At 42.0% G+C, this 13,982-nt stretch carries 12 protein-coding genes; 5 read left to right on the plus strand and 7 right to left on the minus strand.

Annotated features, from left to right (window positions below; translation table 11 throughout):
* Positions 1-84: 84 nt before the first annotated feature.
* The 6 genes from OOZ15_RS18190 to OOZ15_RS18215 all read right to left on the minus strand — a co-directional run bounded on the left by OOZ15_RS18190 (position 85) and on the right by OOZ15_RS18215 (position 7,276).
* Positions 85-3,264, minus strand: coding sequence for a DEAD/DEAH box helicase (locus OOZ15_RS18190; protein ID WP_265957875.1), 3,180 nt, complete (start codon positions 3,262-3,264; stop codon positions 85-87).
* Entirely contained in the window at positions 3,261-4,061 is an 801-nt protein-coding gene (locus tag OOZ15_RS18195) for a hypothetical protein (RefSeq protein WP_265957876.1), read from the minus strand. The genes OOZ15_RS18190 and OOZ15_RS18195 overlap by 4 nt, the downstream gene beginning before the upstream one ends.
* A gap of 369 nt (positions 4,062-4,430) precedes the next feature.
* Complete coding sequence (locus tag OOZ15_RS18200) at positions 4,431-5,093, minus strand: P-loop NTPase family protein (protein WP_265957877.1); 663 nt, start codon at positions 5,091-5,093, stop codon at positions 4,431-4,433.
* Positions 5,090-5,620, minus strand: a complete 531-nt coding sequence (locus tag OOZ15_RS18205) for a hypothetical protein (RefSeq protein WP_265957878.1) — start codon at positions 5,618-5,620, stop codon at positions 5,090-5,092. Before OOZ15_RS18205 ends, OOZ15_RS18200 begins: the two co-directional genes overlap by 4 nt.
* A 3-nt stretch (positions 5,621-5,623) precedes the next feature.
* Positions 5,624-5,902: a helix-turn-helix domain-containing protein gene (locus OOZ15_RS18210; RefSeq protein ID WP_265957879.1), complete on the minus strand. Its 279-nt coding sequence runs from the start codon at positions 5,900-5,902 to the stop codon at positions 5,624-5,626.
* A gap of 528 nt (positions 5,903-6,430) precedes the next feature.
* Positions 6,431-7,276 carry an RteC domain-containing protein gene (locus tag OOZ15_RS18215; protein WP_265957880.1) on the minus strand — a complete coding sequence of 282 codons (846 nt, stop codon included), beginning with the start codon at positions 7,274-7,276 and terminating at the stop codon, positions 6,431-6,433.
* Between the two features lie 401 nt (positions 7,277-7,677).
* Between OOZ15_RS18215 and OOZ15_RS18220 the strand changes: the two genes are divergently transcribed.
* The 5 genes from OOZ15_RS18220 (at position 7,678) to OOZ15_RS18240 (ending at position 12,550) form a co-directional block, all read left to right on the plus strand.
* Complete coding sequence (locus OOZ15_RS18220) at positions 7,678-8,355, plus strand: LytR/AlgR family response regulator transcription factor (protein WP_265957881.1); 678 nt, start codon at positions 7,678-7,680, stop codon at positions 8,353-8,355.
* Positions 8,356-8,881: 526 nt separating this feature from the next.
* Positions 8,882-10,924 (plus strand): tetratricopeptide repeat-containing sensor histidine kinase, encoded by a 2,043-nt coding sequence (locus OOZ15_RS18225; protein WP_265957882.1) that lies wholly within the window; start codon positions 8,882-8,884, stop codon positions 10,922-10,924.
* A gap of 9 nt (positions 10,925-10,933) precedes the next feature.
* Entirely contained in the window at positions 10,934-11,602 is a 669-nt protein-coding gene (locus OOZ15_RS18230; protein ID WP_265957883.1) for a response regulator, read from the plus strand.
* Between the two features lie 193 nt (positions 11,603-11,795).
* Positions 11,796-12,248 (plus strand): MauE/DoxX family redox-associated membrane protein, encoded by a 453-nt coding sequence (locus OOZ15_RS20355; RefSeq protein ID WP_265957884.1) that lies wholly within the window; start codon positions 11,796-11,798, stop codon positions 12,246-12,248.
* 62 nt (positions 12,249-12,310) lie between these two features.
* Positions 12,311-12,550 (plus strand): DUF6520 family protein, encoded by a 240-nt coding sequence (locus OOZ15_RS18240; RefSeq protein ID WP_265957885.1) that lies wholly within the window; start codon positions 12,311-12,313, stop codon positions 12,548-12,550.
* A gap of 69 nt (positions 12,551-12,619) precedes the next feature.
* Here the strand turns inward: OOZ15_RS18240 and OOZ15_RS18245 are convergent, their stop codons facing one another.
* Complete coding sequence (locus OOZ15_RS18245; protein WP_265957886.1) at positions 12,620-13,951, minus strand: TlpA family protein disulfide reductase; 1,332 nt, start codon at positions 13,949-13,951, stop codon at positions 12,620-12,622.
* Positions 13,952-13,982: the final 31 nt, after the last annotated feature.

Consider the following 13,982-nt stretch of genomic DNA (forward strand, 5'->3'; position numbering starts at 1 on the left):
TACGCCTTGTACAAAGTTTGTTTTGGAGTAAAAAGCTTAATTTTAACCACTCAGCCCACATTATGACTATACCATGTAGTGTGTTTAAGCTAAACCATTCAATTTCATCCAAATCTTTTTGTAGTCTTCACCTGATAATTGAGAATTAGCTGGGCGAACCCGATTCCAGGTATCCACGTTTTGTTGACCAATCCAATTAGAAACAGATGATGTAGGTTGACTAAATATTTCCCCATCAACAGAAGCATTATATAATTCCCCGAGACGATTAGCTACGCTTCTTGGCACATTATTCTTTCGCATCAATACTCCTTCGTCTGTATTTACTCCATAATGCAAATAGGCAGGAAGGTTGGCCATGCGCTTTTTCTCAATATCTGAAAGGTTTTCCCAATCTGAACCACTGGTGGGCATTTGTTGCAATGCTGAAAGTCCCCAGGTGGCTGCATTCGCTACAACTTTATAGAGAGCTTTCGTAGTTTTTTGAATGGCTTTCTGTGATTCTTCACTTGGATAAATTCTTGAAGCTATACTCGCAATATCCCGACCATTGACCCAGTCAATAACCAAACGTGCAATACTGGTACGATCTAGTACCAAATTACCAGGACTAAGTTCTTCAATGGACTTCCGAATCTCATAAGTATTCATCATAATACCTATGAGTTTTTGCATACTCTGATTCTGTTCAGAAAATAATTGATTCTTATTCCAGTCTTGTGGAGTAATTCCCGAATTTGCCAGTCTTCCAATCATTTGTCGCACAGAAATGGTAGAAAACCCGGTCTGATCAGATATTTTAGCTTCAGCCTTCGTTAAACTGCTTGCATAACCTCTGATTTTGCTTCTTAAAAATACTTTCTTTTCTTGCGGTAGTTGTCTGTATCCAAAAGTTCCCTGTAGCTTTTGTTCCAGTTGAGCGAGGAATTCATCTTGCCGCTGTACTTGCATTCTTAAATGGGATATGTATTGCAAAATGGCAGACCATCTTTCATCCACAAAAAGCCATCTCTCAAAATTTTCATCTGCATGACGAAGTGCATTGTCAATCGCTCCAACCAATTGGGATAAGAGATCATCAGAAGCTTTTTTTACATATTCTGTAACAGGATGTAAATCCTGATCATTTTTAAGAGCAATACCAACCCAACCCATTTGTTCTTGCCCCGCACGGCCAACGCGTCCAGCCAAATTCCAAAAATCGCGAACAGGCATGTTTCCTATGAAAGGATAATTATAAGAACCCATAATGACGGCAGAAACAGGAAAATTAATACCCTGGGCAATAGTAGTTGTAGCGACCAAAGCCTGGAGTTTATTTTCCTGTGTCATCAGGTCTTCAATCAAAAACCTAATCTCATCGGGTAATGCAGAACTATGGACGGCAATTCTACGATCTAATAATTTAACCAATGGGAAATCATTACCAAGTTCCGATGATACGAGGCGCTTCAATAAATCGACATCCGTATCTGTTTCAAAATCTGTCTTTGCATTTTTATAAAGCGTTTCCGCAATTTCATAAGTCTCATTGGGATGTCGGGCTAAAACAATAATTGGGGATCGGATGTCCAGCATCTGTGAAGCCATTTTTTCAGCCACTTTCTTTTTGGAGCCGTTCCCTCCATAAAACTTAGACTTTGGTTCATCAGCGTCCGTAAAGCGATGCAATGGAATAGATTCACCTATTTCATAACTACCCTTATTGGTGTGAAGCGTTTTTAAATTCAGATCATAGTTTCTTCCTTTGCCTTCAACTTCAATAGCACCTACCACCCGTTCATTCGGCTGCCACCAATCCAGTTCTAAATTGATTACATTCCCCCGGTCTCCTGCTAACCAGTCCACAACATCGGGAGAATTTGAAATATCAGGTGTCATCAACAGGAAGTTGGCTTCCCGGCAATCATTTTTTATAGTGGTTAGCAGAAACTCAAGATTTAGCCCTCTTGTTTGATCTTCTATATTGTGTGCTTCATCAACTATAGTCAGTACCATTGGTCGGTCATCACTTGTTCCCAAACCCTGTCTGACAAGTAGATTCAACTTTTCATAGGTTGTAACCAATACATCAAACTCAGTTTGATTGCCATTGTCTTCTGTCAAATGCTGTTCAAACCCATCTAATTCAATTGCGCCACTTGCTTTTTCAACAACCAACCCCAATTCACTAAAGTCCCTCTTTAGTTGAATGAATACCTGATTTACCAATGATTTGGTAGGAGCAACATAAGCTACCCAGCCACCTCTTTCTTTGAATTCGTTAAGCGCTTGCAAAATGCGGTATTCGGCAATCATAGTTTTACCGCTGGAAGTAGGCAAGTTTACTACAATTGCTTTATGTGCAGGGTTTAATAATTGTCCCGTTCTTATGGATTCACGTTGTGGATAGAGTAGTTCAAATACACCTTTCGCTTCCTTGCGAGTAATGAACTTATTGAATTCCGTAACCCAATGATTAACGCCACTGGTGGTATACCAAATGGTATTACGTACCATTTTTACCGCTAGAGCTTCAAAAAACTGAAATATCAATCCAAGACTGATATTCCCGGATTTTTGTGCAAACTCCCGAGAAAGGTTTAGGTGATAGTGAAGTTGCGTTTCCGGTTCAACAGGGCGGCCTTCAATTAAGTAGTTCCCAAGAACATCTATGCTTTTGGCAAAGTGATACAAGGCTACCAGTTCAGCAGCACCGTATGGACGACTTTCTTCGTTAACCTGGTCGAGAAAGTTACTTTCAAAGTCATTTTGTTCCTCTCGTAACTGATTAATCAATCGAACAGATTGACTAATACCCTTCCAGTTTTCCTTGATTACAAGACCAACCAACGCTTTAAAACACAGGGTAAGTAAGCGTTTATTCCAGTCGTTAGCTGCCTCCAGATTTTCTATTTGTTCAGCATTCGATTTCAGATATTGCCGGACAAAATGCCAATGCTCCCCTAAATACCCGAAGACAATTAGCTTGATCTGCTTGTAAATATAATATTCGCTTGCTGCGTCTTCCGGTAACTGACTAGCAATATCAAAATAGGTAGCACAAAGCGCTTTGAATTGCTGCGAATCTCTATTATCCCACAACTCAATAACCTTCAACTCACAAAGCTCCTTGGCTTTTTCTAGTTGTTGGATATCCTCTTCTGTAAGTTCAACCGATTCAAATCGACTTGACAATTTCCCTTTTTGAATGAGCGTGCCTATCCCTTCAAGCATATCAGGGTATGATTGTTCAAGATGGTTATATTTCAGCTCAATGCTCATTCTTCGGTCCCATTCATTATTTTAAGCCATTCTAATTTTTTAACCGGGACATACAGTGCTAATAGTTTTAGTCCTGTTGGCACCAGAATTTGGTCCTTAATTCGATGATAGCTTTCTGAAACGTCTTCTTCGACCGGATCTGTATCTCTGACCAGCACACCCACCAATTGGAACCTGCCATTTTCTGCATAGTAGGACTTAATACTTGCACTAAAGTCGTCTTTGAACTGATGTCCATCTTCAAATAGTCTTGCTTTGTTCTGAAGGTAACTTATCAGAATTCTGCGCTTTTCAGGATGATCACACAAATCACAAAGTTGGTTTTCCATTCCATCCTGGTAGGTCATTACCTGTGGGGGATGCGCATTTTCAGATGAAGTTTTTACCTCGCCAAACAAAAAGAGTATCTGGCCATCAATTTCAATAAAACCCACCAGATCCGCTCCGGTTTTATTTCCTTTTGGATTTCGGGCATCTCTTAACTCATTCCAATGGAACCTACATTGAAAATTTTCTTCCAGTACAATTTCAGCATAAGCCTCACCAACACGAAAATTCTGAGTATTTACTTCATTGTTCTCTAATGCTTGAATGTCCGCCAATAGCTGATCGTTTGTGCCAAAACCTGTATCCGATTTTAACGTCTTTAAACTATCAAGCAGTTCATCTCGTTGTTCCCGATCAATAAGATTGTCTTTTACCGGTCCTTTCAATTGATCAAGGTATTCTTGTTCATCGCAAACAATGCCTTGATAATTTCTATCAATAGTATCTTTATAATGATATGCTGTTTTCAATATTTAATTTTTTTTAGCATAGCACACAACTTTTTATTTTTTATTCAATCACGAATATAAATCTTTATACTGTAAATTGGTGGGGTAACGGCAACTTTTTGCCTTGTTTTTCCAAATGTTGTCAATGAAGTTTCCATAATATCCGCTAGGACTTTAACCTGTTATGTTTTTTGCCTTTCCAACTCCTTCATAACAATCTGATTCGGCAAAAAATCCCAACAAAAGTAGCTACTGCTATAAGGAACTCTATTTCTGTGGTCGTAGTTAATCCGTTTATCAAACATCAACAACTGTAAATCCCTATCCTCAAATAGCTGTTTTGGGCTGCATCATTTCTCACTTTTGAATATAGTATCTTCCCAAAATTAGTCACACCCGTTTATCCTTCACATTTTTATCAAAAGCCACTAAATTAAACAACTCCCTCATCCGGGAACGAACCCGGTTGCCATAGCGTTCCTCTAATTCTCGGGCATTGAGGTTGGTCGTGGCATGAGTCTTTACCCTGTGTTTGAGAAACAGGTCGTAACGTGAAAGCAATATTTCACCCATCACGTTGCAGTCCTTGCCAAAGTGCCTTCCGGTGGGTTCCACGCCAAGGTCATCAAAACAATAAAACCGGTGGTCCCCGTATTGCTCGATAACCGTATATCCAATGTTGTTAAACCCAAAAACAATGTTCCGGGCGGGGATGACCTCGTATGGTTTTCGGTGGGGCACCATGTGTTTCAGCAGCCGCATCAGCGATGTTTTTCCACAGCCCACAGGGCCGGTCAGTAAAATGCCTTTTTCAATATCTATCCCGAATTGATCACAAGTCGCTTTATCCCTGATAAAATACGAGCAAAGCTTATAGAGGATCTCCCGGTCTTCCTTGTGGATTTTGAATTTCTTACCGAACATCAATTTCCCCTTGGCATCCAGGTAAATGAGCATCTTCTCAAAATCATACCGGATGCAATTGCCTTTGAGCTTTCCCAACTGGTATTGCACACCGCCCTCAATGATGATATGTGGATGCTCTCGCTTCATAACGGTTCGTTATAGTCTTTGTCCGAACTTGTTTTGAGGTTGTCCCGGTTTTGAACAAGTGGGGTAGGTTTGTTCTTATTTTTCAAAAATTGCGGATTTGATTTTTGAAAATTTTGCCGTTTGTTATGGTTTTCTATAGTTTGTTTATGTTTGTTTATACGTACCAGTGCTTGTTCAGCACTTGTTTGATTTTTGGTACGGCTGTCGTTCATTGCTTGTTCAGTACTTGTTCCGAAATTGAACATCTTCACCCGGCTTCCCTTGAACGGGTTGTGGGAGGGCATGTAGTGGATGTATTTCCAATGGCTGAGCTCTTTGATGCATTTATGGTAGGTGGCCGTAGAGCCTATCTTGGCATAATGCATCACTTCTTCCCGGTTGATATAAAATCCCTCCCGGAAAAAATTGTTGTTCCAAAGTTGGAACAAAGCAATGTACAGGCTGATATGGGTCGGGTTTAACCGACTGTCCTTGGAAAACTGTTCCAAGGCCCCATTAAGGTGCTTGATATAATTGATAGCTTCCAAAGCCTAAAATCGGTTACGCACCCGGTTTTTCTCCAATACATCCATGATCTCGCTGTAATCGTAATACAGTATCCCACCCACCTTGGTATAGGGGATGGTGCCGTTGATCCGCAGGTTCTGTAAAGTTCCTGGGGAAATCCCCAAGAGTTCCCTGACCTGATTGGATTTCAGCCATTTTTTGGTAGGATGACCGCTTTGCTGTTGCAATACCTGTTTGATCTCGTCCAGGAGTTCCAGCTTGAACTCCATAAGGTCTTCGGTGGTAATAATAGTTGCTCCCATTTGTAAATAATTTTAAAAACAAAGCCGCCATAGAGTTACGCTTTTTTAAAATGACGGCTTTGCGCACTGATTTGACTTTCGTTAGGCAAATATGAAAAGGCTTAATGGGTTTTATCCACAAGCTGCACCCAAGTTGGGTGTTTTTTTCCGTACATTTTTTTTTGGTCTGTTTTGGGCTATTTTATGACTATGCCCCTACAGGACACCCTTTTAAACCGCTCCAAATCCTATGACATGCCATCCTTTTAAAAAATCACACCTTGGGTTTTTATATCACATTTTTTTAAAATCACAACAAGCCCCTCCATAACCCCTAGCCACTGTGGGATACGCGAATCTTACCGCGGTGTACCCCCGGTAAAAAATACCCAAGGTATACCCAAGTTCCATTAGAAAAAATAATAGGAAAGCCCATCATGGGCAATGAATCAATAAAAGCCATGGCCATTTGGCATAAATCATGAAAAATCAATGGCCTGTAAATTTTTCTATGGATGAAAAGTAAAAGGAAGCAGTCGTTTTTACCCTTTAGAGGTCGGCATCCTCCATCCGTTGGATCAAACCGGCCTTTATCCGGTCCAGGAACCGGGTACGGTGGATCTTTCGTGAGCGCAGCTCAAGGTAGGTCCGGTAGTAATCCCCCAGGTCGGTATCAAAAAGGGCCTCAAAGGTCAGGGCCAGCTCCTTGATCTCCATGGTCCCACTGTTGATAGCCCCTGAGGCCTGTAGGGCATAGATCAGTTCGATCAGGTCCACCTTGTTGGCTGTCCAGAACAGTTTGGGAATGGAACGTCTTAGGTGGGTCATACCCCCGCTGTTCCGGTTCTGGTCAAGGGCTTCGATCTCCTTCCTCAGGTATACAATCAGCATATCATAGGCAATGATCATGGCCACCGAACTGTCGTGGCTGGTGGAAAATTCCCGGTCGGTAAAAAAATGATAGGTATCGGGATGCAGGCGGATATCGGCCTTGCCCCGCAGAAAAAACTGATCGTCGAACACCGTAGCCCCCCGGCGGTAATAATGGTAGAATTCCAGATGGTCGTTAAAGTACCCCTGTAGTTTATCGATATGCCCTTCAAAATATTTTTTCTGTGCTTTCTTACTGCTACGGGGGCGTTTGCTTTCAATGGCAAAAAGCCGGGAATAGTAGATCAGCCGGCTGGCCACCTGGGGTTTGATAGTTTTGAAAAAATGCCGCTCGTCCCCTTGGCTTACAAAACCTTTATCGATCACCCTTTGTTTGAGCTGCATCATCGTACGACCAGCCAGGCGGATCCCTTTTTCTGCTCGGCTAAGGATATCCCCCTCGTCCGCTTCCAGCTCCTGCAAAAACCGGTTCAATTCCTGTACGATGTTTTCATACGCCTCCATGGTCCTATTTTTTAATCCCACCAGATGGGTTTAACCTGACTGCCCTGCCTTTGTCGGCAGGCAGGCCTGCCTTTGCCGGTCCCCGGCGGCCATAGCTTTTAGCGATAGTCCGTGGACAGGCTTGCCCGGAGATAATTGATAAAACAATCCCAAACACAAGCCAAGAAAAACAGATCCCTTAAGTCCGTGGCCTTATAAGATATCCATCAAGGACCAATCCCGGGTTGACCCTGTAAATACTTTTTTTAGTGCAGAGCGTATACTTTTTTTATCCATGATGAATATTTTTTTTATTCCGGGTGTCAACCTGTCTTTGCCCAAGGCTTGTTACCTTTCACCCTTTCTTCGTTGTACGCACCATCTTGACACATTATCTGATCATAGAAAAAGAAAAAAGCACCGTGGGATCCATTAAAAATGTGTTGGGCCCTACCGGCCGGTTTGAGTGCTTGGGATGCACCCACGATCCGGATACGGCCATAGCACTGCTGCTGACCAAACAACCGGACCTTATTTTTATGAACGTGGACAGCATCTTTAAAAACCCTTTTAACTGGATCACAGAACTGCGCCTATATAACATTCCCCTGCCGAGGGTTATTGCCCTCTCCCGGACGAGGGAAAAGGCCTATCCGGCCATCAAGCACCAATGCTTTGATTACCTGTTATGCCCACCCTCCGCACCTGACATCCTCAAAGCCGCTTTAAAATTCCGGAAAGGAGCCCATAATCATATGCGACACCCACTGCTCTGTATTCATTCCTATAGGGACTACCGTTACCTGGATACCGGTGAGATCCTCTTTCTTAAAGGGGATAACACCAATACGGATTTCCATATGGCAGGTGGCTCCGTGATTGGTGGTTTTGATACCCTTAAAACCTTTGGGGATTTACTCCCGGCTCATTTTCTAAGGATCCACAAAAGCTATATCATCAATTCGCATTATGTGGAACGGATCCACTATGGGAAAACCCGCTGCTACCTCAAAGACCATCCCCTCCCCATCCCTTTTACCCGCACCTTTATTAAAAACATCGATACGATCCAGGCCAGGCTCCTGAAATTTGCACTTTAGCATTTCCCTGCCAAAAACAGGGGTTTCACTGCCACGGCCCTATCGTTGCCTGAAAGCATCGTTTTCCAGGCCATTATAAAAACAAAGCCTTTTACTTTAGTCCCTGTAACAGCTGCTATTGCATTAACACCCAATAGCCGTTAATGCTTCCACAGTGCACCATTGGACAGGATAAGCGGGCCTCTTTATAAGGCCTTACTGAATTTGTTTCACTTAAAAAAATATGTATTATGAAAATTCTATGGAAATGGCTCCCCTTATGGGGCCTTGTCCTAGCCCTTGGTGCCTGTACACCGCCAGGATCGGAGGCAGAAACCCTGCAAGAAAACCCGGAAGTACTGGCCACGGGCGACGATTCCAGTATACGGCCCGACAACGACAGGGATTAAAACCTCTTTTTGATCGGTTTTGTAGACTTTAACATCTTTTAACACAAGGCTTTAACAATATTGTTAAAGCCTTTTTCCTATATTTAGGCATCCCTTTACTATAAACATCCCTCAAACCTACTTTTTCATATTTTATTTTGAAGAAAGATACGGTCAAATATCGCATTGCTGTACTTCTTTTCGGTATAGCGCTGATGGTCTTGCCCACCCGATGTCAAAAGGCTTCCCAAAAATCCGGACAGGCCTATACCGATACAGAAGCCCGTGTTGCTGGATGGATTTCAAAAGCAAAGACCGGACAATCCGATTCCGCTTCCATATATTTAAAGCAGGCCTACAAACTCCTCTCCAGCTCAAAACAGGATTCCACAACCGGGAAATACCTTTGGAGGATTGCCTATCAGGCCCTGCGCCAAAAGGACTCCATCCTCTTTAAAAAGGTCAACAAAAAAAGTATGGCACTTGCCCTTAAAAAAAAGGATTCCTTTGCCCTGGGACATTCGCATTGGAATTACGGCGCCTGGTACCTGGCCCGTGTCCGCTATGACAGTGCTTATTATCATTACGGGAAGGCCTTACACCTTTTTGAAAACCCGTCCCGGCCCTCTTCCTATTCCGGGCAGATCCTCTACAATATGGCCATTATCCTAAGCCGCCTCAAGGACTATACGGGGGCGGAAGTACTGGCTTTTAAGGCCATAACCCTGTTGGAGCCCCAGGAAAAATACAAGCAGCTCTATCTTTGTTACAACCTTTTAGGGGTGATCTATGAAGAACTTTCCGAATACGACAAGGCCATCACCTATCATACCAGGGCCCTGGGATATTTAGAGCAGTTGGAAGACCCTGGGCTTTACCTGCTCGACAGCCAGAACAATATCGGGCTGATCTACCAAAAAATAGGGGACCAACAAAAGGCCATCACTTTCTTTAACAAAGCCCTGGACGCCCCGCTTTTAAAAAAGAGGGATATCGCCCTTTACGCCCGGCTGTTGGACAACAGGGCCTACAGCCGGCTTATGGCGGGGGACACCGTAGGGCTCCAACCGGAATTAAAACGTGCCCTGTACCTTAGGGACAGTACTGGCAACAGTGCAGGGGTGGTGGTCAGCAAACTTCACCTGGCTTCTTATCATGCCTACATGGGGGACACCATAGCCGGCATCCACATGGCCAGTGAAGCCTACCGATCGGCCCAAAACATCCAAAACAACCGCGATGTACTTAAGGCCCTGTTACTGCTGGCCGACCTGGACCTTCCTGAAAAGCCCCGGTACCTTCGGGAATATATCTCCTTAAACGATGGGCTGATCCGGCGCGAACGGCAGACCCGTAACAAGTTTACCCGTATCCAATACGAAACGGACAAGTATATGGAGCGTAATCAGGAGCTTTCCCTACAAAAGGCATGGATCCTGTTTATAGCGACCATGCTGGTTTTTACCCTGGTCCTTTTTTATATTTACTACCGCCAACGGGCCAAGAACAAACTCTTACAATTGGAGACCCTCCAGCAAAAAGCAAATGAAAAAATATACCTGTTGGCCATCAAACAACAAGCAAGGTTCCAACAGGGCAAGATCGAAGAGCGTATCCGTATCTCCGAGCTGCTCCACGATAGTTCGGTGGCCGACCTGTACGGTATCCGTGTCCATTGGGGCTATTTAAAGCTGCATGGCGATGCCGCTACCCTAAAAAAACACCGGGAATACCTTACCGAGCTCAAACGTATCGAAAACCAGGTCCGGGATGCCTCACATTCTTTAAAGGACAACCTGGCCTCCCTTCCGGTAAATTTTATGGAAATCATTTCCCACCTTGCCAAAAAAAGGGCCAGGACCGGAAACTTTAAAGTGGCCATGGATATCGATCCCGGGATCGATTGGGCACTCTTGGACAACCCTGCCAAGGTAAACCTGTATTATAGCATTGATGAAGCCCTGCAAAATTGCATCAAACATGCAAGGGCCAGGGTGGTCACCTTAAAATTCAGCATACAGGGACAATCCTTAATGGTCAGCATACAGGATGACGGTGTAGGGATGTCCCGTAAACGCACCAAGGGCATTGGGCTTAAAAACATCCGTTCCCGAACCCGTAAAATGAAGGGATCGTTCACCATCGATTCCTCCCCCGGAAAAGGCACTGCCTTGACCGTGGCCATACCCTATAAAACCTAAATACACACCATGATGAAAAAACCGTACCGCACCCTGATCATAGAAGACCATACGCTTATTGCCATGGGCCTTGAAGTGGCATTAAACGAGGTTACAGGCGCTACGGGCGCCACCTTTGATCTGCAAAGGGCCACTACTTGTGCCCAGGCACTTTCCATCCTCGACAAGGGCCCTGCGTTCGACCTAGTATTCCTGGACATACAATTACCACCACAGCCCGATATCGGGATGCTCTCCGGCGAGGATCTCGGCATGGAGATACGGAACCGGTTCCCGGCCACTGCCATTGTGGTCTCCACGGCCTATAATGAACATATCCGTATCCAAAGTATTTTGAAAAGCATCGATCCCGACGGTTTTTTTATCAAAGGGGATATGGACGACCGCAACCTCGGTCCGGCCATCAAAGCATTGCTTTTTGATCCGCCTTATTACAGCCCGACCGTACTGAAGTCCCTGCGGAATTATATCAGTAACGATTTTATCCTTGACAAACGCGACCGTCAATTGCTATATGAGCTCGACAAAGGCCTTACCATGGACAAGATCGCAAAGGTGCTTTCCCTCTCCAGGGCTGCCGTGGCCAAAAGAAAGCGAAACCTGAAGCTCATCTTCGGGGTCGAAGACGGCAACGATAGGGACCTAGCCATCAAAGCACGGGAAAAGGGCTTTATCTAAGGCTTGTTGGGGCATTTTTTGGGTTTCAATCGATTTATTTGTAAGAAATACCACAGAAAAACACTGCCTTAGGTAGACACTTTGTCTACTTTTTTTATACACCCCTGACCATTTTTTTATCCATGGCGTCAACCAGTGCCTGGTCCTGGTTTTTTAACTTTATACCATTCAATATCAAATAAATGCAATTGATATGAAATGGCTACAAAAACATAAAAACACTATTGTTGAAATCATCAGTATACTGTTTATTCTATTATTTATATATACTTCCATAAACAAACTTTTGAATATTAAGACTTTCTACATGCGATTAGCAAATTTCCCGTTTATTTCATCATATGCCTTTTGGGTTGCTTGGGGTGTTCCTGTTCTGGAAATTATAATTACCGTTCTCTTTTTTCTTCCAAAATATAGATTGTCAGCGTTATATGCGAGCTTTACATTGATGTCGATTTTCACTGCATACATAATATTAGTTCTTAGGGTAAGTAATTCGATTCCTTGTTCTTGTGGTGGCGTAATTTCCTCTTTGGGGTGGAAAGAACATATTGTTTTCAATTGTGCATTTATTGGATTAGCCCTTTGGGGAATTATATTAATAAATAGAAATAAGAATTATAGAACAATTAAAAATACTACGTAGAATCAGGGAAATGCCGAAAACCTGTAAACAGAGTAGGCAATAATCTTTAAAAAATAAATATCATGAAAACAAAAGTTTTAAAATCAATTTTACCAGTATTCGCTATTTTATTAGTTGTTGGTTTTGCCTTTGCAACTGAGGCTGATGCATTCCTTAACACTGGTTACATTCAAGGTCCCTCAGGTCCAATAGAGGTTCAAGTAGACTGTGAATCAGAAATTCCAGATGCTTGTCTCTATCTTGATCAACAAGTTTTTGAAGATCCAGAATATACTACACCTATGACTAAATCACAGCCATAGTAGGTAATTATATTATTTTAAAAGGTGCCTTTAAAAGGGCACCTTTTCTTAACTAATTCAGGAAAAAAATTAATTTTCTAAACCTAAATGTAGCCTAATTAAAGGCTCTAAGCGAATTCCTCTCGCATTTTTATCAACAATGATACCTTCTTTATTAAGCAACCATACAGTTGGATATGAATTAATATTAAATAACGAATGGTAACTAACAATCACATCTTTTCCTTTATCCAAACGCTGTGGCCAGGTTGCTCCCTGCTTTTTTATAATTTCAAGAACACGATCTTTTGACTCGTCACCATTACCTGCTAAACCAATCACTTCGAAACCCTGATCGCGGTATTTTTCATACATAGCTTGAATATGGGGCATTTCCTTTATACAAGGTGGACACCTAATTGTCCAAAAATCAATTAGCACAACCTTACCACGCAAATCAGCTAAATTAATCTTAGTTCCATCAACTGCTGTAAATGAGATATCCAAAGGTTTGTTATAATCCACATGTTCCAATGCTTCTAAGTTTTTCTTTGCCATTTCATGAATAGCCTTAAAACCAGCATTCTTTGATAAAGGATGTCCTTCAGTTAAAGACAGAAACCCTTCCCAGTACTCTTCTTTCAAGTGTGGTGTTAACTGAGAGGTAACAGACATAAATTGTTCTATATTATTAGCTATTACTTCTAATTCTGAATATTTTTCTGCTATACTAATTATTCTTAATCGTAGGAACTCCCAATAAAACTTATCAAACTCCTTCCAGTATCGAGCTTCCAAACCCTTTTTCTGTATGTTAAGACCTTTATATATTCTTAATGCTTGACGAAAATCTCGTCCCAATATAGCCATTTCTATTATTAGTTTTTTTTCTAAGGGAGCATTTGTTTGCAAAAATTTTTCAGCTAATTCATAACCTTGATTTAACCATTCATCCTGTGCTTTCACATCTATAGGTAATGACCTAAGTCTTTTAAAATACTCTGGAGTACCATATTTAATTTCTTTGGAAAAAAACATTGATAAACTATCCGGTATTTCTTCAACTAGAAAACGAGGCTCAAAGTTTTGGTTAAAAAAGAATCTTAATACTTCAAAATAGCGAGCATCATTTGGGAAAGAATCCAAAAAATTCTGGGCTAATCGTACCCTATTTTTAGTAACCCTTTCCTCAAATTTTCGTTTTTTTATGAATGTCAGTTTCTTATAACGTTCACACTCTTCAGGGTAATCACAAAAATATGCTTTTAACGTATCTATATTTTTAAAAGCCTTTTCAGCTTGTATATTCCGAACAGGAACTTCCGCTTGCTCAGTACTATTCGATTTTAATTCTTCAGTACATGAAACAATTAACAAGAATATTGGAGCTAACAGAGCTCCTAAATTTAATTTTAAATTCATTTTCATAATATTTATATTTATTAAACGAACA

The organism is Galbibacter kalidii, assembly GCF_026241135.1.
Classification (GTDB): domain Bacteria; phylum Bacteroidota; class Bacteroidia; order Flavobacteriales; family Flavobacteriaceae; genus Galbibacter.